This is a genomic window from Acidovorax temperans (assembly GCF_006716905.1).
Classification (GTDB): Bacteria; Pseudomonadota; Gammaproteobacteria; order Burkholderiales; family Burkholderiaceae_C; genus Acidovorax; species Acidovorax temperans.
In genome coordinates this window covers 1336422-1360495 of the sequence record NZ_VFPV01000002.1, presented here as the reverse complement: position 1 = coordinate 1360495, position 24074 = coordinate 1336422, and the positions used below count along the sequence as shown (strand labels likewise).

Below are 24074 nucleotides of genomic sequence, written 5' to 3'. Positions count from 1 at the left end.
CACCGCCCTGGTGCGGGGCCGCTTGCTTCAGAGTGCGGGCAGCACCGTGCCCCAGCACTCACCAAAGCCCACGCGCGCAGCGCCCGGCTTCTCGCACCAGCCGCGAATCACCACCGCATCGCCGTCTTCCAGAAACACGCGCTGCTCGCCGCCGGGCAGCTGCACGGGGTTCTTGCCGCCAGTGGTCAGCTCAATCAATGCCCCGGCTTGATCGAGCGTGGGGCCCGACAAGGTACCGCTGCCCAGCAAGTCGCCCGGCTGCAGGTTGCAGCCGTTGACGGTGTGGTGGGCCAGCATCTGGGCAATCGTCCAGTACGCGTGGCGGTAGCTGGTGCGGCAGATGGTGGCATCGCCCTGCCCGGCCTGCGCCATGCGCGGCGTGCGCAAGCCCACCTGCAGCTGAATGTCGAATGCGCCCTGCGCCTGGTTGGCGGGTGAGTCGAGGTAAGGCAGTGGGGCCGGGTCGCCCTCGGGCCGGGTGAACGGCACGCGGTACGGAGCCAGCGCTTCCAAAGTCACCACCCACGGGGAAATCGTGGTGGCAAAGTTTTTGGACAGGAACGGGCCGAGCGGCTGGTATTCCCAGCCCTGGATGTCGCGCGCAGACCAGTCGTTGAGCAGGCAGATGCCAAACACATGCTGCTCGGCCTGCGTGATGGGCACGGCATGGCCCAGCGCATTGCCTTCACCCACGAAGATGCCCAGCTCCAGCTCAATGTCGAGCCGCTTGCACGGGCCCACCACGGGCATTTCGGCGCCGGGGGGCATGGTCTGCCCCTTGGGGCGATGAAACGCCTGGCCCGACACACCAATACTGGATGCGCGGCCGTGGTAGCCAATCGGCACCCATTTGTAGTTGGGCAGCAGCGGGTTGTCAGGGCGGAACTGCTTGCCGATGTTGGTGGCGTGGTGCACCGAGGTGTAGAAGTCGGTGTAGTCGCCAATGCGGGCGGGCACGTCGTACTCGGCCTCGGCCTGGGGCACCAGGCAGCCTTGCAACGCCGCCTGCTGGGCACTGCCCTCGCGCAGCGCGCGCGACAAGGCCAGGCGCAGGGCGCTCCAGGCGGCTTCGCCCAAAGCCATCAGGGCATTGAGCTTGTCTTGCGCGCCCGCTTGCGCAGCCGTGGCCGCCACGCCCGTGAAGGCGCCGCTGGCCGCTGCGGCGGCCAAATCCAGAATCTGGTCGCCAATGGCTACGCCGCCCCTAAAGGCTTCACCGCTGCCCTTGCGGCGGAACACCGCAAACGGCAAGTTTTGCAGCGGAAAGTCGTTGCCAGCAGCATTGGCGCTGGCCACCCAACTGCGCAGGCTGGGGTCATGGGTTTCGTTCAACAGGGTCATGGGGTTCTCTTGGGCGATTGCCTTACTGCGCCATGCTGCCGTCGTGCATCCACGCGGCATGGCTAGGGGCGCGGCGGGTTTCGCTCCACTCCTGCAGCATGGCCCACTTCACCTCGTCGAGCTTGGCGTACATCTCGGGTGTGCCCACGTCGGCGGCCAGCTCCAGGCGGTGGCCGTTGGGGTCGAAGAAGTAAATGCTCTTGAAGATGGTGTGGTCCGTGGGGCCCACCACTTCAATGCCCGCAGCTTCCAGCCGCGCCTTGGTGGCCAGCAGCGTGTCCATCGAATCCACCTTCAGCGCCAGGTGCTGCACCCACGCGGGGGTGTTGCGGTCGCGGTCCATGGGCGGCTGGCTGGGCAGTTCGAAAAACGCCAGCACGTTGCCGTCGCCCGCGTCCAAAAAGACGTGCATGTAGGGGTCGGGCGCCTTGGTGGAAGGCACTTCGTTTTCGGCAATGGCCAGCACGAACTTCATGTCCAGGTGCTTGACGTACCAGTCCACGGTTTCTTTGGCGTCTTTGCAGCGGTAGGCAACATGGTGAATTTTTTGAACCAGCATGGAAATCTCCTGGGGTTAAAACTTTGAACGGGTTCTAAGAGCGGCTAACAAAACTCAGCGAAGCGGTTCTGGCTAGGCGCCGCGTCGCAGGCAGTACGCGTAGTACGACAAGACGCGGCAACGACGCCAGAAGAGTTTTGTTAGCCGCTCTAACAGGCCGTTGAAAAAGTGGGCATCGAACGCATCAGGGACGCTGTTTTCGAAGAAACGAGTGGCCCAGACGCGTCTGCGCAGCGATTGCACCGGCCAATCTGGCCTGTTTGCAGGCCATCTCGCCCATTTCGGGCGCACGTATCCCCGGGCTCACGCATGATGCGCGTCCCACCAGCCGCCGATGCTGCCCATGCGCACCAGGTTGTAGGTGGCAAAGCACAGCAGCGCCTGACCCGTGAGCTTGGCCTGACCGATGAGCTTGGTCTTGGCCAGACCACCCACGGTCTTGATCCAGCCAAAGGCCTCCTCAATGCGCTTGCGCACCTTCTGACTGGTCTTGTAGCCCTCGTGTCGGGTGATCCGGGCATCCACCGCCGAGTGCTTGTCCTTGGCCGCCACGTGCGGCGTGACCTTGAGCTTTCGGCAGCCCTTGATGAAGGCCTTGCTGTCGTAGCCCTTGTCGGCCCCGACCGTAGCCCGCTTGTTCTTGTTGTCCCGGCGCCCAAGCATCGCGAGCGCTGCCTCGCGCTCGGCGGTGCCGCGGGCATGGGTGATCTGCACGTCCACGATCAGACCGTTGCGGTTTTCCATGAGGATGTGCGCCATGTGGCACAGGCGAGCCTTGTCGCCCGCGCTCTTCTTGAACAGCCGGGCATCGGGGTCCGTGGTACTGGCGTGGGTGTCGTTGCAGCGCTGCTGTCCTTTGAAGTCCACCTCGGGATTGCGCCCCTCAGTCGGGGTTTGGTCGTCGTCCCGGCGCTTGAAACTTTTGTGCGAGGCCCAGGCCTCGATCAGCGTGCCGTCCACGCTGAAGTGTTCGTCGCTGGTCAACTTCGCCCAATCGGCGGTGTGCTTGACCCGCTCGAAGAAGGCGCGGGCCAAGTCTTCGTTGAAGAGCCGCTCGCGGTTGGCGCTGAAGGTGGAGTGGTCCCAGACCTTGTCCTCGATGTTCAGGCCCACGAACCAGCGGTACAGCAGGTTGTAGTTGACCGCTTCGACCAACTGGCGCTCGCTGCGGATGGAGAACAGGATCTGCAGCAGCAGGGCCTTGAGCAGCATCTCCGGCGGCACCGAGGGGCGGCCCCGGCGGGCGTACACCGCGTCGAACTCGCGGTTCATCGTCGCCAGCAGCGCATCGACTGCGGCGCGCAGTTTGCGCAGCGGGTGTGTCTGCGGCACGCGCTCTTCAAGGCTGATGTAGCTGAACATCGCCCCCTGGAAGTCTTGGTTGCCTCTCATCGTCCTCGTCTGGGTTGTTCGCCGATCGTTTCAGATCATACTGGCCGAGGCCAGCGTCGGCGGGGGATTTTTTCAACGGCCTGCTAAAAGGATTACAGCTCCTGCAGCGCAGCCCGCACCACGGCATCAGACGATGGGCGGTGTGTGCAGCCGCGCGCGATCAGCGCTGCGCCAAGTGATCTTTGGCCGTGACCTGCAGCTCGTAGCTGAAGAAGTGGTTGCGCCCCAGCGCCTTCGCGGCGTACAGCGCCTCATCGGCCCGAGTCACCATGCCCATCGAGGTAGTGCTTTCATCGGGCACACAGGTCGTGATGCCGCCAGACACCGTCACATACGGCGACACCGGCGACGCCGGGTGCGGCAGCTTGCCGCTGGCCAGCAGCTCGGTCAGCGCTCGGGCAAACATCATGGCGCCTGAACGGGGCGTATTCGGCAGGATGAGGGCAAACTCCTCGCCCCCCACACGGCAGGCCAAATCGCCAGGGCGCTGGCAAGTCCGCGCCAGCATATTGGCCACGGCCTTCAGGCACTTGTCACCCTCAGGGTGGCCCAGGTTGTCGTTGTATTGCTTGAAGAAGTCGATGTCGCACATCATCAGCGTGAGCGGCTTGCTTTCACGCCGCGCCAGGCGAATCTGCTCGTGCAACACCCGGTCAAAGCCCCGGCGGTTGACAAGCCCCGTCAGCGCATCGCGCTCGATCAGCGAATTCAACTGGCGGTTGGCTTCGTACAACTCCTCCGTTACCGTCACCAGCCTTCGCTGCATGGTCAACAGGCGCTGCATGGCGCGGATCTTGGCGGCCAGCACCGTGGCCCGCACGGGCTTGACCAGGTAGTCGTCGCCCCCGGCCCGAATGCCCTCCCACAGGTCTTCATCGCGGTCCATACCGGTCAGAAAAATGATGGGGGTCCAGCGGCCATCTTCCAGGTCGCGAATGCGCTCAGCAATCCAGTATCCGTTGTTGCCCGGCATCAGGATGTCCAGCAGCACCAGGTCCGGCTGGTGCTGTTCAAACGCGGCCAACGCCTCTTCGGCCGATGCGGCCTCCAGCACCTGCTCCACGCCCATGCGCAGCAACTCGTGCGACAAATGACTGCGTACCGACTCCTGGTCGTCCACCACCAAAATTCGCAAATCTGTGTTCTGAAGAATCGCCATCGTCTGCCCTGTGTTCACACCCAACGTTACACCCCAATTCTGCGTTTGACTGCCCCGCCCACCCACCGCGTCAGCGCGGTTTTCATTCATGTTCGGCAGCCATTTTGCAGCCAATCATGCGCCAACACCCTGCTCACAACCCGCAGCACGCAAGCGGCTGCGCCTTGCGCCATGGCCCCACCACACCGCAGGCCAACCACTGCCCGGCCCGCACTGACATAGACTCGCGACAATTTTTTTCAGAGACAACACCCCAAGGGTGACCCCGCATGACCGCCACCACTGCCCCCCAGCCGCCCAGCGCCACGCCCTACGGCACGCTGCCGCCCGCATCGCCCCTGCCCCAGCGCCGCCCCGTGAGCCTGCCGCGCCTGGCGCAGATGCGCGAGGCCGGAGAAAAAATCACCATGCTCACCGCCTACGACGCCACCTTTGCCGCCGTGGCCGACGCAGCGGGCGTGGACTGCATCCTCGTGGGCGATTCGCTTGGCATGGTGTGCCAGGGCCTGCCCAGCACCGTGGGCGTCACGCTCGACACCATGGCCTACCACACCGCCAGCGTGGCCCGGGGCCTGCAGCGCGTGCAAGGCACCGCCTGGCTGGTGGCTGACCTGCCCTACGGCACCTACGCCGAAAGCCGCGAACAGGCCCTGCGCAGCGCCTGCACGCTGATGCAGGCAGGCGCCCACATGGTCAAACTTGAAGGCGGCGGCTGGACGGCACCCACGGTGGAATTTTTGGTGCAGCGCGGCGTGCCCGTGTGCGCCCACCTGGGGCTGACGCCCCAAACCGTACACGCCTTGGGCGGCTACCGCGTGCAGGGCAAAACCGACGAGGCCGCCCGCACCCTGCGCAAAGACGCCCACGACCTGCAAAACGCCGGTGCCGCCATGCTGGTGCTGGAGATGGTGCCCGCCCCCCTGGCCGCAGAGCTGACCGCCGAGCTGCCCCACTGCCACACCATAGGCATTGGCGCAGGCAACGGCACCGCGGGCCAGGTGCTGGTGTTGCACGACATGCTGGGCATGAACCTGGGCAAGATGCCCAAATTCGTCCACAACTTCATGCAGGACGCGTGTAGCGTGCGCGGGGCCATGGAAGCCTATGTGCAGGCCGTCAAGCAAGGCCACTTCCCCGACAACGCATTGCACGCCTGGTAAGTCGCCTGGTAAGCCCTTTTGAACACGAACACAAAGCCCCGTCCCATGCTCATCACCCACACCATCGACGAACTGCGCCAGGCCCTGGCCCCCTACCGCCGCCCCGCCTTTGTGCCCACCATGGGCAACCTGCACGAAGGCCACATCAGCCTGGTGCGCCAGGCCAAGCCCCTGGGCGATGTGACGGTGGCCAGCATCTTTGTGAACCGCCTGCAGTTCTTGCCCCACGAAGACTTTGACAGCTACCCCCGCACCTGGGAAGCCGACTGCGCCGCCCTGCAAGCCGCAGGCTGCGACGTGCTGTTTGCCCCGCGCGAGGCCGACCTGTACCCCCAGCCGCAAACCTTCAAGGTGCACCCCGACCCCGCCCTGGCCGACCTGCTGGAAGGCCACTTTCGCCCCGGCTTTTTCACCGGCGTAGCCACCGTGGTGATGAAGCTGTTTGCCTGCGTGCTGGGCCAAACCGGCGGCGTGGCCGTGTTTGGCAAGAAGGACTACCAGCAGCTCATGGTCATCCGCCAGATGGTGCAGCAGTTTGCGCTGCCCATCACCATCGTGGCGGGCGACACTGCCCGCGCACCCGATGGCCTGGCCCTGAGCTCGCGCAACGGGTACCTAAGCCTGCAAGAGCGCCAGGAAGCCGTGGCCCTGTCGCAAGCCCTGCAACACCTGAGTGAACGCTGGCTGCAGGCCCTGCAACACAGCGACCTCACCGCCCCACCCCACGCGCTGGAGGCGCAGGCCATGGACGTGCTGCGCGCCCGTGGCTGGCAGCCCGACTACCTCACCGTGCGCCGCCGCGCCGACCTGCAACCCGCCACCGCCCACGACGGCCCCGGCACCCTGGTAGCCCTGGGCGCAGCCCGGCTGGGCAGCACGCGGCTGATTGACAACCTGGAGTTTTGATCTACCGAGCCCCGCGCAATAGCCCTTGACGCGGTAAGCAAGGCGATCGAGCGAACCCGGCGCACCCACTAGGCTTTGTTGCATAAATCGGCCATAGGCCAAGGCATCCCCAATCCCAAATAGATTTACGCAGCAGCGACCGTCTGGGGCGTGCCCAGAGCGGTAAATTGATTGAGGATTGAAGCTCGGATGTGCAGCTCGGTCACCTGGCGCTCAAACGTCCTGGCCATGACCTTCTCGCCCAGGCGCTTGAAGCAATTCATCTTGGTCTCCACCAATGACCTTCGGTGGTAGCCGCTCCAGCGTTTCCAGATAGCCCGCCCCAACTGCCTACACGCCTTGACCGCTTCATTGCGGTGAGCAAATGCCAGCCCTTTGCGCAGCTTCGCTCCTTTGCGCGGCGGGATGATTGGAATGGCTCCCCGCAGGTAGCACGCCTTATGTACATCCTGCGTGTCGTACGCCCCATCACCGGTAAAGCTAGCTATCTCTTCATTGCTTGGAATTTGACCTAGCAGGTCTGCTGCCATGGGCGAGTCGCCCACTTCATTGGTTGTTACTGCGATGGCCCGAATCTGCAGTGTCTGGGCATCAATACCCAGATGCACCTTGCGCCACTGGCGGCGCCGCTGTGCGCCGTGCTTTTTGGTTTTCCACTCACCTTCGCCCAAGAACTTGATGCCCGTGGAGTCGGCCAGCATGTGCAAGCCTTTGTCACTTGCACGGTAGCGCACCTGCACATCCAAGCTCTTTTGCCTGCGACACACCGTGCTGTAGTCGGGCACTGGCCAATCCAGGCCTGCCATACCCAATAGCGACTCAACCAGGCCCAGTGTCTGGCGCAAGGGCTGGCCAAACAAGCACTTGATGGTCAGGCAAAACTGAATGGCCGCATCTGAGAATTTTTGGCAACGACCACGCTTGCCCGTGGGCTGAGCTAGCCACTGCATATCCCTATCGAGCCAAATGGTCAGCTCACCTCGCGCCTTCAACGCTGCGTTGTAAGCCTTCCAGTTCGTTGTGCGGTACTTAACCCGACCCCAGCTCGTCTCTCTCATCTCCCGAGCCGACATCAGCTGCGACCGGCATTTGTGCAACAACGCCACGCCAAGCCCTTCAAGATAGGCCTTGGGGAGCGTGTACGCATCAAGATGGTCAACGAAACCATGATGGAGCACCCCATGCACCTGCATGGTGTATTTATGGAACTGGTCAATGGCAATGGCGCCTTCGGTCCGCGCAAGCACACCATCATCGTGCCACCGGCGCAAACGGTGGAGCTTGATGTCACCTACGAAGATGAAGGTACCTGGGCCTTCCACTGTCATCTTTTTTACCACGCAGCGACCGGCATGATGCGTCTCGTCGAAGTAGCCTGAACCTTGCCATGACCAACAACTATCCCCAACAAATAGCATCGCTGCGCTGGCTCGTCGCTGCGGCCCTCGGCTTGTCCGCCCTGTCTGCTCAGGCCATGGAAGACGAGTCGATTTACTCCTACACCAGGGTCGAAGCCGGAACCGGTAAGATACGCGGCCAGGCGGGCTCAAGCCAGTCATTCAATGTGGACGGCTGGATCGGTGGCGACTTCAACCGCCTGTGGTATCAGTTTGACGGAGAACGCGCGGGGGGTCGAACCGAAGCTGCGGAACTGCAACTGCTCTACGGCCGCTACATCGCCCCGTTTTGGGACGCGCAGGTGGGCCTGCGTCGTGACGAGCGGCCCGGTCAGCGCACTTACCTCGCCGTTGGCGTGCGCGGCCTCGCGCCCTATGCCTTTGACGTGGACCTGAAACTGTTTGTTCGCGACGATGGCAAGGTGTCTGCGCGCACCCGGTTCGAGAACGACTTTTTGCTGACGAATCGTTTCATCGCGCGTCCGTACATCAATGTGGAGTGGTCGGCCTCGAACCTTGATGCAACCGTGCGCAGGGGACCCTACCAGACCGATGTCGGCCTTCAGGCGCGATACGAGTTCAACCGCCAGTTCGCGCCATATGTCGATGTTTCACGAACCTTCTATCCGCGCGCGCAATCGGGCGGGCAGAGACCAGCCACCACGGTTCGCGCCGGCTTGCGCTTGATTTTCTAGCAACAAGATTGACGGGTGGATTTTGTGTCTGATCAGGATGCCAATGGGATTGGGCGTTATGGACATCCGACCGTCGCACTGCACTGGGTGGTGGCTCTGACTCTGATCGTCGCCGTCGTATTAGGCTTGACGCTCGGCAACACGCCCGAAGAGGCATCTAACCGCAAAGATTTATTTGACTGGCATCGCTGGGTGGGCGTAACGGTATTTGCTTTGGTCCTCGTGCGAATCGTCGTCCGGGCCTTTAACCGGGCTCCGCCACCTCTCGCTTCTATTTCGTCTTTTCAGCAATGGGTTGCGCACTTTACACACGGAAGTCTTTATGTATTGATGGTTGCCGCCCCCCTGACGGGTGAGGTTGCCCCCGAAAAGTGGAGTTCTTAGCTCATGACCACAATGCTGGAAAGGAGCGAAGAAATGGTCGACAAGCAGGTACGTGGCAAGTACACCCTGGAGTACAAACTGGAGGCTGTCAGGCAGGTCAAGGCCGGGCAGTCTGGGGCGGTGGTGGCCAAGGTGCTGGGCATCCCGTCATCAAATGTGTCCAACTGGGTTCGCCTGGATGCCAAGGGGCAATTGGGCGGTGTTGTGCCGAGCCAGAAGGCCCCGGTGGTCACAGCCGAACAGATGGAGCTTGCGCGTTTGAGGGCCGAGGTGGCTCGCCTGAAGATGGAGCGCGACATCGCAAAAAAAGCCGCAGCGTACTTTGCGCAGGATGTGCTGCAAAGTACGCTTGGGTCCGGCAAATGAGCGGCAAGGCATGGCCTGTGAGCCTGATGTGCGAGGTGCTGGAGATCAGCACCAGCGGGTACTTCAACTGGAAGCGAGGTCAGGGTGAACCTGATCATTGCCCCAGCCGGTTTCAGAGCGACGAAGCCTTGCTGGCGCACATACGTGCCATTCACGCGGAGATCAAAGGCGAGTACGGTTGGCCCCGCATGCACAAGGAGCTGTTGGCCAGGGGCATCCGCGTGGGCAAAGAGCGTGTGCGCGTGCTGATGCAGCGCCACGGGATCAAGGCGCGCACCAAGAAGAAGTTCGTCGTTACCACCGACAGCAAGCACCACCTGCCGGTGGCGCCGGATCTCGTGCAGCGGCGCTTCAACCCCGAGGCGCCCAATCTGCTGTGGAGCGGCGACATCACTTACATCCCCACCGATGAGGGGTGGCTGTACCTGGCTGCGGTGCTTGACCTGCACAGCCGCCAGGTGGTGGGCTGGAGCATGCAGCCGCACATGCAGACCAGCCTGGTCAAAGACGCGCTGCTGATGGCCTGCTGGCGCCGCAGGCCAGCCAAGGGGCTGATCTTCCACAGCGACCGCGGCAGCCAGTACTGCAGCCATGAGTTCCAGACCACGATGAAGGCCTGGGGTATCAGTTCATCCATGAGCCGCAAGGGCAACTGCTGGGACAACGCGCCCACGGAGAGCTTCTGGGGCCATCTGAAGGTGGCTTGCGTGCTGGGGCAAAGGTTTGCCACCCGAGAGCAGGCCAGGACAGCCATTCTGAACTGGATGGCCTTCTACAATCACTCTCGTCTGCATTCGGCGCTGGGCTATCTCAGCCCCATGCAATACGAGCAACGCTGGCTGGCGGCTCAGCGCAAGAACGCCGCATGAAACCCGGGCTAAGCGCTCCGAAATTCAGGGGCAACCTCAATCCCTATCGAGCCAAATGGTCAGCTCACCTCGCGCCTTCAACGCTGCGTTGTAAGCCTTCCAGTTCGTTGTGCGGTACTTAACCCGACCCCAGCTCGTCTCTCTCATCTCCCGAGCCGACATCAGCTGCGACCGGCATTTGTGCAACAACGCCGATTGCCGTGGCTCAATCCACCACCGTCAGCTTCGCCACGCTCAACGCCAGCCACTTGGTGCCGTGGCGGGGGAAATTGACCTGGGCGCGCGCGTCGTCACCCGTGCCTTCAATGGCCAGCACCTTGCCTTCGCCAAACTTGGTGTGGAACACGGCCAGACCTGCGCGCAGGCCGTGCGAAGGTGCCGCTTTTTGTGGGGGCACCGGCGGGCTGGCAAAGGTTTCAGACTTGAAGCCAAATTGGCTTCTAGCGCCCGACTGGTAAGCGCTACCAGCTCCTGAATTAGGAGCATACGAGCCAAAGCCTTGCTGCTTGGGCGTGATCCACTTCAGGCACTCCTCGGGCAGTTCGTCAAAAAAGCGGCTCTTGACGTTGTAGCGCGTCTGGCCGTGCAGCATGCGCGTTTGCGAATGGCTGAGGTACAGGCGCTTTCGGGCGCGGGTGATGGCCACGTACATCAGGCGGCGCTCTTCTTCCAGCCCGTCGCGGTCGCTGGAGGAGTTGTCGTGCGGGAACAGGCCCTCTTCCAGGCCGCCGATGAACACGCCGTCAAACTCCAGCCCCTTGCTGGCGTGCACGGTCATGAGCTGCACGGCGTCTTGCCCGGCCTGGGCCTGGTTGTCGCCCGCCTCCAGCGCGGCATGGGTGAGGAAGGCGACCAGCGGCGAGAGGGTTTCGCCCGTGTCGGCGTCGATGATGCCTGCGGGGGTGGCGGGGTTCGTGGGCTTGAGCGGCTCGTCCAGCACCGGGGCGTTCGGGTCCAGGCCTTGGCATACCGGGCTTTGGGTGGGCACGCTCTGCGTGAGCGGCTGGCCGTGCTCATCCAGCGGCAGGGCCACGGCATCGCGGCCAAAGCCTTCTTGCGTGACGAAGCTTTCGGCGGCGTTGACCAGTTCCTGCAAGTTCTCGATGCGGTCTGCGCCTTCTTTTTCGGTACGGAAGTGCTCCACCAGCCCGCTAGATTCCAGCATCTGCTCGATGATGCCGCGCAGCGACTGGCCTTCGGTCTGCTCGCGCAGCACGTCGATCATGGCGACGAAGGCCTTGAAGTTGGTTCCGGCCTTGCCCGGCACGGCGCTCACGGCATCGTGCAACGAGCAGCCTGCGGCGCGGGCTGCGTCTTGCAGCACTTCAATGCTGCGCGCGCCAATGCCGCGCGGCGGGAAATTGACGACGCGCAAAAAGCTGGTGTCGTCGTTCGGGTTCTCCAGCAGGCGCAGGTAGGCCAGCGCGTGCTTGATTTCTGCGCGTTCAAAAAAGCGCAGGCCGCCGTACACGCGGTAGGGCACGCTGGCATTGAACAGGGCCGATTCGATCACCCGGCTTTGCGCGTTGCTGCGGTAGAGCACAGCGATTTCCTTGCGCTCAAAGCCGTCGCTGCGCACCAGTTGCTTGATCTCGTCCACCATCCACTGCGCCTCGGCCAGGTCAGAGCTGGCCTCGTACACGCGCACGGGCTCGCCCGCGCCCTGCGTGGTGCGCAGGTTCTTGCCCAGGCGGCGGCTGTTGTGGCTGATGAGGTGGTTGGCGGAGTCGAGGATGTTGCTGTAGCTGCGGTAGTTCTGCTCCAGCTTGATCTGGTGCTGCACGTCAAACTCGCGAACAAAGTCGGCCATGTTGCCCACGCGCGCGCCGCGAAAGGCGTAGATGCTCTGGTCGTCGTCGCCCACGGCCATCACGCTGGCGTGGCTTTGCAGGCGGCCCGCCACTTCGTCGCCCGCAATCTGCTTGAGCCACAGGTACTGCAGGCGGTTGGTGTCCTGAAACTCATCGACCAGGATGTGGCGGAAGCGCCGCTGGTAATGCTCGCGGATGGGATCGTTGTCGCGCAGCAGCTCGTAAGAGCGCAGCATCAGCTCGCCAAAATCCACCACGCCTTCGCGCTGGCACTGTTCTTCGTAGAGCTGGTACAGCTCGATCTTCTTGCGGCCATCGGCATCGTGCGCGGGCACATCGCCGGGGCGCATGCCCTCTTCCTTGCAGCCCGCAATGAAGTAGGCGAGCTGCTTGGGCGGAAAGCGCTCCTCATCCACATTGAACTGCTTGCACAGCCGCTTGATGGCGGAGAGCTGGTCTTGCGTATCCAGAATCTGGAACGCCTGCGGCAGGCCCGCAGCCTTGTGGTGTGCGCGCAAAAGGCGGTTGCACAGGCCATGGAAGGTGCCAATCCACATGCCGCGCACGTTCACCGGCAGCATGGCGGTGAGGCGCGCCACCATTTCCTTGGCGGCCTTGTTGGTGAAGGTGACGGCCAAAATGCCGCCGGGCGTAGCGTGGCCGTTTTGCAGCAGCCACGCGATGCGGGTGGTGAGCACGCGCGTCTTGCCCGAGCCCGCGCCCGCCAGAATCAAGGCGTGCCCGTTGGGCAGGGTGACGGCGGCGAGTTGTTCGGGGTTGAGGCCAGCCAGCAAGGGCGACGAAGCAGGCACGCCCAATGGTGCAGCAGCGGATGGGGGCACCGACTCATCGGGCGCCCCTGAAAACAGATCGTGTGGGAACATGCAGCCATTGTAGAAAGGCCACCCCCACCATGGTCCGCATTCAACCCCTTGCCCTTGCTGCCGTCGCCCTGGCAACCTGTTATGTGCCCCCTGTGGCGGCGCAGGCCAGTTGCAGCAGCGATGGCGTGCCCCGCCCCACCGCGGTGTTCGAGCGCTTCATCAGTGCCGATTGCGAAGCGTGCTGGGCCGACCCGGCCACGCCTGCGCCGGGGCCATCGGCGCTGGTGCTGGACTGGATCGTGCCCACAGCCCTGGGGGATGAAGCCCCCTTGGCCGCAGCCGCCACCAACGACGCCCTGCTGCGGCTGCAAGCGCTGGGCCGTGCTGCGCCTGGCACCACCGATGTCGCGGTGCTTGCGGTGGAAGGAGCTCCCGCCCACCGCGTGCGCGTAGCCCACGGCCTGCCGCTCAATGACTACCTGGGTACCGGCATCGCCTTCAAGCCGCACCAAGCCAGCCCAGCCGATACCTGGCAATACCACTTGCTGCTGGTGGAGTCCGTGCCTGCGGGCACGGAAGGCACCCCTGTGGAGCGGAATTTGGTAAGAAACATGCTCCAAGGCACATGGGATAAGCGCCACCAGCTATCAAAAGCAGAGCAAACAAGAACCCGTTTCGCCTGGATGGAGAACCGCCCCATGCGCATCCCCGAGGGTGCCAAGGCCCAGCACCTGCACATGGTGGGCTGGGTGCAGAACACCCAGGGCGAGGTGTTGGCGGCCGCCCAATCTGCATGCAGGTAATACAGGTCATACGGATGGCGTTATGACGGCGCTGCGCCATGCGCCTAGAATCAAGCACCGGGCCCAAGTTTCTTGACGCCCGGTTTTTTTGTGCCTGTGCAACCAGGGTTCGGTATTGGCTCCTACGCCCGTACCCACAAAGCCGGACCCAAGCCAAGCGCCCCACGCTGCCGAAATGGTTCGGCAGTGCCTTTTCAAAGGAGCTTGGAATCTCATGGAAATCTTCGACTACGACAACATCCTGCTGCTGCCACGCAAGTGCCGTGTGGAAAGCCGATCGGAATGCGATGCCGGCGTGGAGCTGGGCGGACGGCGTTTTCGCCTGCCGGTCGTGCCCGCCAACATGAAGACGGTGGTGGATGAGCGGATCTGCGAGTGGATGGCGAAAAACGGCTACTTCTACGTGATGCACCGTTTTGATCTGGACAACCTGCAGTTTGTGAAAGACATGCACGCCAAGGGCTGCTACGCGTCGATCTCCCTGGGGGTGAAACAACCCGACTACGACACGGTGGACCAGCTCGTGGCCCAAGGCCTGGTGCCCGAATACATCACCATCGACATCGCCCACGGCCATGCCGACAGCGTGAAGAACATGATTGGCTACCTCAAGCAAAAGCTGCCGCAATCCTTCGTGATTGCCGGCAACGTGGCCACGCCCGAGGCAGTGATTGACCTGGAAAACTGGGGCGCCGATGCGACCAAGGTGGGCGTGGGCCCCGGCAAGGTGTGCATCACCAAGCTGAAGACAGGTTTTGGCACCGGCGGCTGGCAGCTCAGCGCGCTCAAGTGGTGCGCCCGTGTGGCCACCAAACCCATCATTGCCGATGGCGGCATCCGCAGCCATGGCGACATTGCCAAGAGCGTGCGCTTTGGCGCCACCATGGTGATGATCGGCTCCTTGTTTGCTGGGCATGAAGAATCCCCAGGCAAGACAGTGGAGGTGGACGGCGAGCTGTTCAAGGAATACTACGGCTCGGCCTCGGACTTCAACAAGGGCGAATACAAGCACGTGGAAGGCAAGCGCATCCTGGAGCCCATCAAGGGCAAGCTGGCCAACACGCTGATCGAAATGGAGCAGGACGTGCAAAGCTCCATCAGCTACGCCGGGGGTACCAAGCTGATGGATATCCGCAAGGTGAACTACGTCATCCTGGGCGGAGACAACGCAGGCGAACACCTGCTGATGTAAGCCCGGCGTGCGGTGCTAGCCAGCACCGCACTGCCGCCAACACTGCGGGCTCTTTTCAGGCGCGCAGCAAATTCAGCGCCATATGGTGCAGGTCATGGCCCGGTTTGGTCAGGGCATCCAGAATGCTGAAATGGTTCAAGCCCGGCAGGATCTGGCAACGCGGCACGACGTGGGTGCCCCAGGCGTCCTGAATCAGCCGCGCCTGGCGCGCAAACTCCTCACTCTCATCGGCCCCTGCCACGCTGTACAGCAGCCCCTGGGCGGGAGCCTGCAGGCGTGCCGGGCTGGCGTCCTGCACATGCTGCTCGGTCAGGTGCAAGGATTGCTGCAGGAATGGAGCGTGCATGACGGGCTCCAGATCATGCAGGCCCGAAATGGACAGCGCACTGCGCACTAGCCCATCGGGCAAATCAGAAGCCACCAGCGGCCACACGCTGGTCAGCAGCCAGGCGGCCAGTTGCCCACCAGCGGAATGACCGGCTACGGTGATGCGGCGGCGGTCTCCACCATGCTGCCCGATGTGGCGCCACACCCAGGCCAGTGCGGCCTCCATTTGGCGGCCAATGTGGGACACGGTGACCGGGTGTTCAGGGGTGCCTGGGCACAGCGCATAGTTGACGACCACCACGCAGTACCCCGCCAAGGTGAAAGGAGGCGCCACAAAGGAATGGTCGGACTTGTCGAGCGAGCGCCAGTAACCGCCGTGGATGAAAACCAGCACGGGCGCCAGCGCTGCGCCAGGGCGTGTCGCGGGGAAGACATCCAGGGTCTCGCCAGCCTCAGGGCCGTAGACCAAGTCCAGCGCACAAGGGCAGTTGGCGCGCACCTGCGCGGAGTCCTGGGCCCAGCGCTGCAGGTAATCCATGTAATCAGGAACCAGCGCGCGGTTGTTGTACATGCGCTCCAGCCAGGCTGGGTCGTGCAAGGGAATCGACATCGTTCTTATCTCCTCAGAAGCGCCACATCATCCCGCCAAACCACTCCATGCTGCAAGCTACGTGACAGGCTGCTCGTTCCAAATCGGCCCATCATTCAGGACGCAGTTCAAACATCTCACGCATCCAAACCAAGCATGACCACTCCTTCGCTTCGTATCGCCGTTCTGGGCATCGGCATGATGGGAAGTCCCATGGCACGCCGCCTGCATCAGGCCGGGCATACCGTGCACGCCTGGAACCGCACCCAATCCAAAGCCGATCCGCTGGCAGCGTTGGGCATTGCTGTGCATGCCACCGTCGCAGAGGCGGTGCGACAAGCTGACATCGTGGTGAGCCTGCTGGAAAACGGTCCAGCGGTAGAGCATGTGCTGTTCCATGCGGGCGCCGCACAAGCCATGCGCCCCGGCACCCTGTTCATCGACATGGCGTCGATTCAGCCGCGCGAGGCACGCGACCACGCCGCACGGCTTGGTGAAATGGGCCTGGCGCACCTGGATGCTCCAGTGTCTGGCGGCACGGTAGGGGCCGAGAACGGCACCCTCGCCATCATGGCCGGGGGCCGGGCAGAAGACTTCGCTCGCGCGCAACCGGTGTTCGCCGCACTGGGGCGCGCCACCCACGTGGGGCCGCACGGCAGCGGGCAGCTCGCCAAACTGGCCAACCAGATGATTGTGGGCATCACCATCGGTGCCGTGGCAGAAGCCTTGCTGTTTGCCGCCAAAGGCGGCGCCGACATGGCCAGGGTGCGCGAGGCCATCCAAGGCGGGTTTGCCGACAGCCGCATCCTTCAATTGCACGGCCAGCGCATGGTGGACCGCGACTTTGCGCCCAAGGCACGCATGGGCGTTCAACTCAAGGACATGCGCAATGCGCTGGGCACTGCCAAGGAAATAGGTTTTGACGCACCGGTCACGAGCTTGTTTGAAGCCCTGTACGCCGAAGGCGTGGAACACGGCCTGGGCGAACTGGACCACAGCGGACTGTTTGTGGAGCTGGCCAGTCGCAACGCAATGCAATAAATTTTTTGCACGACTTGCGGACAACGCAAAAAATCGTGCATAATACGAGTCTCTGCAGCGATGCAGACAACTTAAAAAGTTTGGGTTCTTAGCTCAGTTGGTAGAGCAGCGGACTCTTAATCCGTAGGTCGAGTGTTCGAGTCACTCAGGACCCACCAAACAAAAAAAGCCGAAGCTACATCGTAGTTTCGGCTTTTTGCATTTCAGCGCCTCTGTATCAATTTCTAACGCGCGGCGTTTCTCTTCCTGATCTGATCACGGCAATGAATCCACAAGCCAATATGCTCTGGACCGGCCCCAAATGGGCCTTAGCGGCTCTGCTCGCCGTTCTGGGCATGCTGGGGCCGTTTTCGATTGATACCTATCTGCCAGCCTTTGCCGGCATTGCCACGGCCCTGGGCGCCACGCCCATTGAGATGCAGCAAACGCTGTCGGCCTACCTTTTCGGGTTCGCTTTCATGAACCTGTTTCACGGCGCCCTGGCAGACAGCTTTGGCCGCCGGCCGGTGGTGTTGTGGGGCATTGCGCTGTTCACCATCGCCTCTGCAGGCTGCGCCCTCTCGCAAAGCATCGGACAGCTGGTGTTCTTCCGCGCGGTACAAGGGCTGTCCACCGGGGCAGGCATTGTGGTGTCACGCGCTGTGATCCGCGACATGTTCCCGCCAGCGCAAGCCCAGCAGGTGATGAGCCAGGTCACCATCTACTTCGGGGTGGCACCTGCCGTGGCACCCATCGTAGGCGGGTGGCTTTTTGTGCACACCGGCTGGCACAGTATTTTCTGGTTTCTGGCACTGGTGGGGGCCATTCTGTGGATCACCAATTTCCGGCTGCTGCCCGAAACCCTGCACCCAAGCCACCGCCAGCCCCTCAACGTGCGGCACTTGATGCGCGGGTATTGGGCGCTGGGCTCCAGCCCCAAGTTCCTCTTGCTGGCACTGGCCAGTGGGGTACCGTTCAACGGTATGTTCCTGTATGTGCTGTCTGCCCCAGCATTTTTGGGCGAACATCTGAAACTCGAACCCACCCAATTTTTCTGGTTCTTCGTTCTGACGATTTCTGGAATCATGGGGGGCGCCTGGCTGAGCGGACGCCTCGCAGGGCGCATCGCACCCAAACGGCAAATCCGCCATGGGTTCGTGATCATGTTCGTGGTGGGCATCGCCAATGTGGCGCTGAACACCGTCCTGGAGCCTCATCCAGCCTGGGCGCTACTGCCCATCGCCATTTTTTCCTTCGGCTGGGCGCTCATGGTGCCCGTGGTCACGTTGCTGGTGCTGGACCTGGTGCCCGAACGCCGAGGGATGGCATCGTCGCTGCAGGCTTTCGTGGGGTCTACCGCGAATGGGGTGGTGGCTGGCGTGATTTCCCCCCTGGTCATGCACTCTGCCCTTGGGCTGGCCACAGCGTCTTTGCTGATGATGTGCATTGGGCTGACATCATGGATGTACCTGCACCACCGCTGGCCTGAAATTGGCAGCCACGCGGGCGTTACACCCGGCGGCTGAGCCCCACCTTCACCCCTTCATGAAGAAGTGAGCAGAAGCGGTCAGCGTCTGCGCTCCAGGCCCTGCTGGTGGTAGTAACGCTTCTTTTCCTCGTACATGGCCTGGTCGGCCTTGTGCAAGGCAGACTCCACTGCCTCGCCCGACTGACAGCACGCGATCCCCATGGCCAATCCCAGCGGCTGCCCTGAATAGAACTGGTTGTTCAACTCCACCAGTGATTGAATGCGGTCACGTATGGCTGCGGCGCCTCGCTCGTCTGCCCCCGGCAGCAACACCGCAAATTCATCGCCACCTACCCGGGCCGCACAAGCTGGTGCATCAACCGCCTTGGCCAGCACTTCGCCAGCGCGGCGCAGCATGGCGTCACCTGCGGCGTGGCCCTGCTCATCATTGATGGCCTTGAGGCCGTTGAGGTCGATGGCAATCACCGCAAATGGCCACGGCCCCTTGCGCGTAAGGCGATTAAGTTCTTCTGCATAAAACGCCCGGTTGCGAAGCTGGGTCAGCACATCGTGCTTGCCCAGGTACTCCAGATAGGCCTCAGCCTTCTTGCGAGCCGTGATATCTACCAGCGAGAGCAGCACCAGGCTCCAATCGTCCTGATGACCACCCAGCACAGAGAACTGCATGTGGATGTGCACCGCATCCCCAGGCAGCGAGTAATTGGTGACCTCACGCTGCTGCACGGTCTTGCCTTCCCACAAATCCTGCAACTGCTCGGCAAACGACTCCGCCATTTCACCCCGAAACACCTGACTCAGGTTGTTGAGCAAGCGGTCTTTGGACCGGGCTCCGAACATTTCCAGCGTCTGCTGGTTCACGTCGATCACACGGATCTCTAGCATGCACCGAGAAACGAATTCTGGGTGTACTTTGAGAAAGGTTTTGAAATCAGCGATTCCCTGCGCACGCACGCCATCGAGCAGCATCTTGATGGCGCTGAAGTCCTCAACCCACAACGACACGGGGGAGTATTCAAACAAGCCGCGGGCATATTGCTCGCTACGTCGCAGCTGGAGGGCATCCTGCATTTGCCGCGTGATGTCTTCCAGTGAAACAAGCACCCGGCTCCAGTCCTCCTCATGACCGGGTAACACCCGCACATTCACCCGTACATCCAGGCGCCGCCCATCCAAGGCGTAGTTCACGCTCTCATTGGAATATTCCAGCCGCCCCTCCCAGAGCTGAACCAACTCACGCACCAAGGAGTGGTGCATGTCATCTCGGAAAATCTGCCCCAGCTGTGCGACCAAAGTGACCTGATCAGGCGCAGCAAACAAATCCAGGGTGCGTTGATTGACCTGAAGCACACGCAAAGCCGCACTGGACTGCGCCAACAAAGAGGGATCGGCACGCAGATAGGCTTCCAGGTCATCGACCCCCTCTTCTCGCCAGCGCTGGAACAAAGCCTTCAAGGCACTGTAGTCCTCCAGCCATAGCGATAAAGGCGCCAGGTTGAACATGTGCTCAAAATCTGCACCAGAAGAAACATAGGGCTGCACGTTGAATCCTTTCGTCGCCCCTTATGCGAGCCTGGGCCACGCCTCCATCCAATGTCGGTGACTCTCTCGCCAAGCGATCAGGCATAAAAAAACCGCCTCATCAGAGGCGGCTTTCATGCGATGTACCCACCAAAGGGTCAGGCACTTGGCAGAGTATCAGCGAGCTGGGCGTGCAGGACGCTTGCGCGCATCGTGGGGCGCAAACGGCTTGCCGCCTGCAGGCTTGGCAAACGCAGGCTTGCGGGGAGCAAAATCACCACGGTCTGCACCACGGGGGGCGCCCATGTCACCACGCGGGGCAAAGCCACGCGGGCCGTTGTCGCCAAAGCCGGGCTTGCGGCCATAGCCTTCGTTGTCACGGCGTGGAGCAAAGCCACGATCTTCCCGAGGTGCAAAGCCCTCACCGCCACGGGGAGCAGGACCGCCACGGCCGGCGAAACCACCACCGAAACCACCGCGATCGTTACCGCCCCGGTCATTGCCGCCACGTGCTGGACCACCAAAACGGCGATCACGCGACGCGTAGTCACGACCTTCAAAACCGCCAGAGCGGCCACGGCCACCAAAATCGCCACGAGGCGTTTGGGGAGCGCGCTGTGCAGGCTCCAGACCTGGAATCACTTCCGACTTGAATTGCTGACGGCTGTAGCCCTCAATGTCGAAAATCTTGCGGCGGTCGCGGAATTCGGCGAACGTCACAGCCAAGCCATCGCGACCTGCACGACCGGTACGGCCGATACGGTGGGTGTAATCCTCAGCCTTCATGGGCAGGCCGAAGTTGAACACGTGGGTGATGGTGGGCACGTCGATACCGCGTGCCGCCACATCGGTTGCCACCAGGATTTGCACCTGGCCGCTGCGCAGAGCCATCAGGCGGCGGTTGCGCAAACCTTGGCTCAATGCACCATGCAGCGCCACAGCAGAAAAGCCTTCTTGCTGCAGGTCGTTGGCCAAGCCATCGCACTCCACCTGCGTGCTGGCAAACACGATGGCTTGGTTGATGGAGGTGTCACGCAGCCAGTGGTCCAGCAGCTTGCGCTTGTGTTGCGCGTTGTCTGCCCAGTACAGCATCTGCTTGATGTTGGCGTGCTTCTCTTGCGGAGAGTCAATCGTCACCTTTTGCACCGATGCGCCGCCATCGTGCATCACACGCATGGCCAGTTGCTGGATGCGCGGGGCAAACGTTGCGCTGAACATCATGGTCTGCTTGCGCTGGGCCGTGAGTTGGTTCAACTCAGCCAGGTCGTCAGAGAAGCCCAGATCCAGCATGCGGTCGGCTTCGTCCACTACCAGGAATTGCACCTTGTCGAGCTTGATCTGCATCGAGCGTTGCAGGTCCAGCAGGCGGCCAGGCGTAGCCACCACGAGGTTTGCATTCTGCAGCTTGGCGATCTGCAATTGGTAAGGCATACCGCCCACCACATTGGCCACGCGCAGGCCGCGGCAGTGCTTGACCAAGTCAATCGCATCGTGCGCTACTTGCTGGGCCAGCTCACGGGTGGGGCACAAGATCAGTGCGCCAGGCGTAGCAGCCTTGAAGTTGCGTGAATTGGTGGGGTCCTTGCGCTTGGCACGCTTGGGAGCTGGCTCACCACGGGCTGCCGCCTCGGCGACGGCACGCTCAAACGCAGCGCGTTCTTCAGCTTCAGCAGCAGCTTGCTGCTGAATCAGCGTGTGCAACACAGGCAGCAAGAAGGCGGCGGTCTTGCCACTGCCTGTCTGGCTGGACACCATCAGATCGATGAAGCTGGTGGAATCATTGCCAGTGCCCATCGCCAATGGAATGGCCTTGCGCTGCACGCTCGTGGGCTGGGTGTAACCCAGGTCAGCCACCGCTTGCACGAGTTCTGGAGCCAGGCCCAGTTCGATAAAGCCGTTAGGATCGGCAGTGACTGCGTCAGCAGCCGCATCAGCCACCACGGCAGCAGCCAGGGTTTCAGCCGCAAAAGAGGATTCAGCAGGCGCGAATTCGCCCTGCACTTGCAAAGTGTCGGTCATATTTTTCTCACACGAGACCTGCCGCAAGCGGGCGCCTGCGGTGGTTTCGTCAATGGTTAAAAAACATCAACCATCAAACGAAACCTGCCATGAACTTGGTCGTAGCGGGTGGGCGAAGAATGCAAAAACTGTACTGCGATGGCAGCGAGCTTGCGAGCCCAGTGTGTGAGGGGAGATGCACAATCTGCAGCAGAAAACTGCGCAGCCCTAGATTATTACACGTTCAGGGTTTCCCCGCAATAGACGCGTGCAAACGGCGGTGATAAGCCCTTGTCGGACTTTCACCAGCCTCCTTCGCCAGCGCAACCAGCGCCGGAAAAATCTTGGCCCTTTTTCAGACGGCCAGGAAGTGGGTTCGGTAATGTGCCAGCTCGTCGATGGATTCATGAACGTCTGCCAGAGCCGTGTGCTTCTGCGCCTTCTTGAAGCTCGAATAGGCTTCCGGCTTCCAGCGCTTGGCCAGCTCCTTCAGGGTGCTCACATCGACATTGCGGTAGTGAAAGAACGCCTCCAGCTTGGGCATGTAGCGCACGAGGAACCTTCGATCCTGACCAATGCTGTTGCCGCACATGGGTGCAACACCCTTGGGAACGTACTGCCGCAGAAAGGCCAGAATTTCCGCCTCGGCCTGCTCTTCCGTCAGGGTGGATGCTTTCACCTTGTCCGTGAGTCCGCTGCGGCCATGGGTTCCACGGTTCCATGCATCCATCTTTGCCAATTGCTCATCAGACTGGTGGATGACCAGCACGGGGCCTTCAACGCGAGGCTCCAGCGAAGGGCCTGTCACTACCACGGCAATTTCCAGCAAGCGGTCGTTCTCGGGGCTCAGGCCCGTCATTTCACAGTCCAGCCACACAAGGTTTTGGTCTGATTTTGATAGCACGTCGGGGGTTGGGGTGTTAGCTTCTGACATGGGGCGCATTGTCGCCGATGACCTAAACTCGCCGCACATGGCCTCTTCCGACGCAATTTCCCCTTCCCTGCTGTTCACACTTCTGTTTGCCTTTGCGCTGAGTGCGGGCATGCTGCTCAAACTGTGGCTCGCTTCGCGGCAAATACGCCACGTGGCACGGCACCGCAATGCTGTTCCCGCGCCATTTGCCGAGCGCATCACCCTGGCCGCTCACCAAAAGGCGGCGGATTACACGGTAGCCAAAGCCCGGCTGGAGCTGCTGGAGCTGGCCCTGGGCACTGCCGTGCTGCTGGGCTGGACCTTGCTTGGCGGGCTGAATCTGCTGAACCAGACGCTGCTGCACTGGCTGGGTGGCGGCATGTGGCAGCAATTGGCGTTGCTGGCAGCTTTTGTGCTCATCAGCGGGCTGATCGATTTGCCGGTGTCGCTGTACAAAACATTTGTGCAGGAGAAGCGCTTCGGCTTCAACAAAATGACCCCGGCCCTGTGGCTTGCAGACCTGTGCAAGTCGATATTGCTGGGGGCTGCCATTGGTCTGCCGATTGCAGCAGCCATCCTGTGGCTGATGGGCCAGGCAGGCCCCTACTGGTGGGCCTGGGCCTGGGCCGTCTGGATGGGGTTCAACCTGCTGCTGATGGTGATTTTCCCCACCTTCATCGCCCCACTGTTCAACCAATTCAAGCCACTGGAAGACGAAGCCCTCAAGCAACGCGTTTCGCATCTGATGGAACGCTGCGGCTTTGCCGCCAAAGGGCTTTTTGTGATGGACGGCAGCCGCCGCAGTGCCCATGCCAATGCCTACTTCACAGGTTTTGGCACTGCGAAACGTGTGGTGTTTTATGACACGTTGCTGCGCCAGCTCTCCGTGGGCGAAGTAGAGGCCGTACTGGCGCACGAGCTGGGGCATTTCAAGCACCGGCACATCATCCAGCGCATCGTGAGCATGTTCGCTTTCAGCCTGCTGGGCTTTGCGCTGCTGGGCTGGCTGTCCACCCAAAGCTGGTTCTACACGGGGCTGGGGGTGTACCCTGCCGTGGGCTTGTCTGCAGACTGGGGCAGCGCGCCCAACGATGCCCTGGCGCTGCTGCTGTTCATGTTGGCGACGCCCGTTTTCACCCAGTTCATCTCGCCGCTGTTCTCGCAACTCTCGCGCAAGCACGAGTTCCAGGCCGACGCCTACGCGGCGGCACAAACGCAGGCAGCAGACCTGGCTTCAGCGCTACTGAAACTGTACGAAGACAACGCCTCCACCCTGACCCCTGACCCGGTCTACGTGAAGTTCTACTACTCACACCCACCCGCCTCCGAGCGGCTGGCACGCCTTTCCTACACCCCCTGAAC

Annotated in this window: 21 protein-coding genes, 1 tRNA gene and 1 pseudogene; 12 read left to right on the top strand and 11 right to left on the bottom strand. The window is 62.1% G+C overall.

Annotated features, from left to right (window positions below):
- Positions 1–27: 27 nt before the first annotated feature.
- The 4 genes from fahA to BDD18_RS14500 all read right to left on the bottom strand — a co-directional run bounded on the left by fahA (position 28) and on the right by BDD18_RS14500 (position 4451).
- Positions 28–1341: a fumarylacetoacetase gene (fahA, locus tag BDD18_RS14520; RefSeq protein ID WP_142083914.1), complete on the bottom strand. Its 1314-nt coding sequence runs from the start codon at positions 1339–1341 to the stop codon at positions 28–30.
- 22 nt (positions 1342–1363) lie between these two features.
- A complete protein-coding gene (locus BDD18_RS14515; RefSeq protein ID WP_142083912.1) occupies positions 1364–1900 on the bottom strand; it encodes a VOC family protein in 537 nt (178 codons plus the stop codon).
- 303 nt (positions 1901–2203) lie between these two features.
- Positions 2204–3292, bottom strand: a complete 1089-nt coding sequence (locus BDD18_RS14505) for an IS5 family transposase (protein WP_142083910.1) — start codon at positions 3290–3292, stop codon at positions 2204–2206.
- A 160-nt stretch (positions 3293–3452) separates the two neighbouring features.
- Positions 3453–4451 carry a diguanylate cyclase domain-containing protein gene (locus BDD18_RS14500; protein WP_142083908.1) on the bottom strand — a complete coding sequence of 333 codons (999 nt, stop codon included), beginning with the start codon at positions 4449–4451 and terminating at the stop codon, positions 3453–3455.
- 269 nt (positions 4452–4720) lie between these two features.
- Between BDD18_RS14500 and panB the strand changes: the two genes are divergently transcribed.
- Together panB and panC are read left to right on the top strand one after the other, a co-directional pair.
- Positions 4721–5611 (top strand): 3-methyl-2-oxobutanoate hydroxymethyltransferase, encoded by an 891-nt coding sequence (gene panB / locus BDD18_RS14495; protein ID WP_142083906.1) that lies wholly within the window; start codon positions 4721–4723, stop codon positions 5609–5611.
- 45 nt (positions 5612–5656) lie between these two features.
- A complete protein-coding gene (gene panC, locus BDD18_RS14490) occupies positions 5657–6517 on the top strand; it encodes a pantoate--beta-alanine ligase (RefSeq protein WP_142083904.1) in 861 nt (286 codons plus the stop codon).
- A gap of 125 nt (positions 6518–6642) precedes the next feature.
- Here panC and BDD18_RS14485 read toward each other — a convergent pair whose 3' ends face one another.
- Positions 6643–7575: an IS5-like element ISAav2 family transposase gene (locus BDD18_RS14485; protein ID WP_142083902.1), complete on the bottom strand. Its 933-nt coding sequence runs from the start codon at positions 7573–7575 to the stop codon at positions 6643–6645.
- A 33-nt stretch (positions 7576–7608) separates the two neighbouring features.
- Here BDD18_RS14485 and BDD18_RS14480 point away from each other — a divergent pair, with 33 nt between their 5' ends.
- From BDD18_RS14480 to BDD18_RS14465, 4 genes are all read left to right on the top strand, one after another.
- Positions 7609–7896: a multicopper oxidase domain-containing protein gene (locus tag BDD18_RS14480; RefSeq protein WP_244939095.1), complete on the top strand. Its 288-nt coding sequence runs from the start codon at positions 7609–7611 to the stop codon at positions 7894–7896.
- Positions 7897–7904: 8 nt separating this feature from the next.
- The gene (locus tag BDD18_RS14475; RefSeq protein WP_055398267.1) at positions 7905–8609 is read left to right on the top strand and encodes a copper resistance protein B; all 705 of its coding nucleotides are present in this window, start codon (positions 7905–7907) and stop codon (positions 8607–8609) included.
- Between the two features lie 24 nt (positions 8610–8633).
- A complete protein-coding gene (locus tag BDD18_RS14470; RefSeq protein WP_170207409.1) occupies positions 8634–8993 on the top strand; it encodes a cytochrome b in 360 nt (119 codons plus the stop codon).
- Between the two features lie 33 nt (positions 8994–9026).
- A protein-coding gene (locus BDD18_RS14465; protein ID WP_142082499.1) for an IS3 family transposase occupies positions 9027–10228 on the top strand; the annotation gives its coding sequence in 2 pieces (ribosomal slippage) (positions 9027–9294 and positions 9294–10228; 1203 coding nt in all).
- A 39-nt stretch (positions 10229–10267) separates the two neighbouring features.
- On the opposite strand, the pseudogene BDD18_RS14460 reads toward BDD18_RS14465, so the two are convergent.
- Both BDD18_RS14460 and BDD18_RS14455 read right to left on the bottom strand, forming a co-directional pair.
- Positions 10268–10375, bottom strand: a pseudogene (locus BDD18_RS14460) (IS5/IS1182 family transposase); the annotation flags it as partial.
- Positions 10376–10433: 58 nt separating this feature from the next.
- Entirely contained in the window at positions 10434–12923 is a 2490-nt protein-coding gene (locus BDD18_RS14455; RefSeq protein WP_142083898.1) for a UvrD-helicase domain-containing protein, read from the bottom strand.
- A 29-nt stretch (positions 12924–12952) separates the two neighbouring features.
- On the opposite strand from BDD18_RS14455, the gene BDD18_RS14450 reads away from it, so the two are divergent.
- Entirely contained in the window at positions 12953–13666 is a 714-nt protein-coding gene (locus BDD18_RS14450) for a hypothetical protein (protein WP_170207408.1), read from the top strand.
- 214 nt (positions 13667–13880) lie between these two features.
- Positions 13881–14858 (top strand): GMP reductase, encoded by a 978-nt coding sequence (locus BDD18_RS14445; RefSeq protein WP_044395995.1) that lies wholly within the window; start codon positions 13881–13883, stop codon positions 14856–14858.
- Between the two features lie 55 nt (positions 14859–14913).
- On the opposite strand, the gene BDD18_RS14440 is transcribed toward BDD18_RS14445, so the two are convergent.
- Complete coding sequence (locus BDD18_RS14440; protein WP_142083895.1) at positions 14914–15795, bottom strand: alpha/beta hydrolase; 882 nt, start codon at positions 15793–15795, stop codon at positions 14914–14916.
- Positions 15796–15930: 135 nt separating this feature from the next.
- Between BDD18_RS14440 and BDD18_RS14435 the strand changes: the two genes are divergently transcribed.
- The 3 genes from BDD18_RS14435 to BDD18_RS14425 all read left to right on the top strand — a co-directional run bounded on the left by BDD18_RS14435 (position 15931) and on the right by BDD18_RS14425 (position 18320).
- Positions 15931–16815 (top strand): NAD(P)-dependent oxidoreductase, encoded by an 885-nt coding sequence (locus BDD18_RS14435; RefSeq protein WP_142083894.1) that lies wholly within the window; start codon positions 15931–15933, stop codon positions 16813–16815.
- 82 nt (positions 16816–16897) lie between these two features.
- A tRNA-Lys gene (locus BDD18_RS14430) sits at positions 16898–16973 on the top strand.
- A gap of 105 nt (positions 16974–17078) precedes the next feature.
- Entirely contained in the window at positions 17079–18320 is a 1242-nt protein-coding gene (locus BDD18_RS14425; RefSeq protein ID WP_142083892.1) for a multidrug effflux MFS transporter, read from the top strand.
- A 41-nt stretch (positions 18321–18361) separates the two neighbouring features.
- On the opposite strand, the gene BDD18_RS14420 is transcribed toward BDD18_RS14425, so the two are convergent.
- The 3 genes from BDD18_RS14420 to orn all read right to left on the bottom strand — a co-directional run bounded on the left by BDD18_RS14420 (position 18362) and on the right by orn (position 22733).
- A complete protein-coding gene (locus BDD18_RS14420) occupies positions 18362–19822 on the bottom strand; it encodes a sensor domain-containing diguanylate cyclase (protein WP_142083890.1) in 1461 nt (486 codons plus the stop codon).
- 156 nt (positions 19823–19978) lie between these two features.
- Positions 19979–21820 carry a DEAD/DEAH box helicase gene (locus tag BDD18_RS14415; RefSeq protein WP_142083888.1) on the bottom strand — a complete coding sequence of 614 codons (1842 nt, stop codon included), beginning with the start codon at positions 21818–21820 and terminating at the stop codon, positions 19979–19981.
- A gap of 334 nt (positions 21821–22154) precedes the next feature.
- Complete coding sequence (gene orn, locus BDD18_RS14410; protein ID WP_044395985.1) at positions 22155–22733, bottom strand: oligoribonuclease; 579 nt, start codon at positions 22731–22733, stop codon at positions 22155–22157.
- 37 nt (positions 22734–22770) lie between these two features.
- Here orn and BDD18_RS14405 point away from each other — a divergent pair, with 37 nt between their 5' ends.
- Positions 22771–24072: a M48 family metallopeptidase gene (locus tag BDD18_RS14405; protein WP_142083886.1), complete on the top strand. Its 1302-nt coding sequence runs from the start codon at positions 22771–22773 to the stop codon at positions 24070–24072.
- Positions 24073–24074 lie beyond the last annotated feature (2 nt).

What these genes read in the sequence shown, in the direction of transcription:
- fahA (WP_142083914.1), bottom strand. Translation starts at nt 1,341, where the DNA reads ATGACCCTGTTGAACGAAACCCATGACCCCAGCCTGCGCAGTTGGGTG.
- BDD18_RS14515 (WP_142083912.1), bottom strand. Translation starts at nt 1,900, where the DNA reads ATGCTGGTTCAAAAAATTCACCATGTTGCCTACCGCTGCAAAGACGCC.
- BDD18_RS14505 (WP_142083910.1), bottom strand. Translation starts at nt 3,292, where the DNA reads ATGAGAGGCAACCAAGACTTCCAGGGGGCGATGTTCAGCTACATCAGC.
- BDD18_RS14500 (WP_142083908.1), bottom strand. Translation starts at nt 4,451, where the DNA reads ATGGCGATTCTTCAGAACACAGATTTGCGAATTTTGGTGGTGGACGAC.
- panB (WP_142083906.1), top strand. Translation starts at nt 4,721, where the DNA reads ATGACCGCCACCACTGCCCCCCAGCCGCCCAGCGCCACGCCCTACGGC.
- panC (WP_142083904.1), top strand. Translation starts at nt 5,657, where the DNA reads ATGCTCATCACCCACACCATCGACGAACTGCGCCAGGCCCTGGCCCCC.
- BDD18_RS14485 (WP_142083902.1), bottom strand. Translation starts at nt 7,575, where the DNA reads ATGAGAGAGACGAGCTGGGGTCGGGTTAAGTACCGCACAACGAACTGG.
- BDD18_RS14475 (WP_055398267.1), top strand. Translation starts at nt 7,905, where the DNA reads ATGACCAACAACTATCCCCAACAAATAGCATCGCTGCGCTGGCTCGTC.
- BDD18_RS14455 (WP_142083898.1), bottom strand. Translation starts at nt 12,923, where the DNA reads ATGTTCCCACACGATCTGTTTTCAGGGGCGCCCGATGAGTCGGTGCCC.
- BDD18_RS14450 (WP_170207408.1), top strand. Translation starts at nt 12,953, where the DNA reads ATGGTCCGCATTCAACCCCTTGCCCTTGCTGCCGTCGCCCTGGCAACC.
- BDD18_RS14445 (WP_044395995.1), top strand. Translation starts at nt 13,881, where the DNA reads ATGGAAATCTTCGACTACGACAACATCCTGCTGCTGCCACGCAAGTGC.
- BDD18_RS14440 (WP_142083895.1), bottom strand. Translation starts at nt 15,795, where the DNA reads ATGTCGATTCCCTTGCACGACCCAGCCTGGCTGGAGCGCATGTACAAC.
- BDD18_RS14435 (WP_142083894.1), top strand. Translation starts at nt 15,931, where the DNA reads ATGACCACTCCTTCGCTTCGTATCGCCGTTCTGGGCATCGGCATGATG.
- BDD18_RS14425 (WP_142083892.1), top strand. Translation starts at nt 17,079, where the DNA reads ATGAATCCACAAGCCAATATGCTCTGGACCGGCCCCAAATGGGCCTTA.
- BDD18_RS14415 (WP_142083888.1), bottom strand. Translation starts at nt 21,820, where the DNA reads ATGACCGACACTTTGCAAGTGCAGGGCGAATTCGCGCCTGCTGAATCC.
- orn (WP_044395985.1), bottom strand. Translation starts at nt 22,733, where the DNA reads ATGTCAGAAGCTAACACCCCAACCCCCGACGTGCTATCAAAATCAGAC.
- BDD18_RS14405 (WP_142083886.1), top strand. Translation starts at nt 22,771, where the DNA reads ATGGCCTCTTCCGACGCAATTTCCCCTTCCCTGCTGTTCACACTTCTG.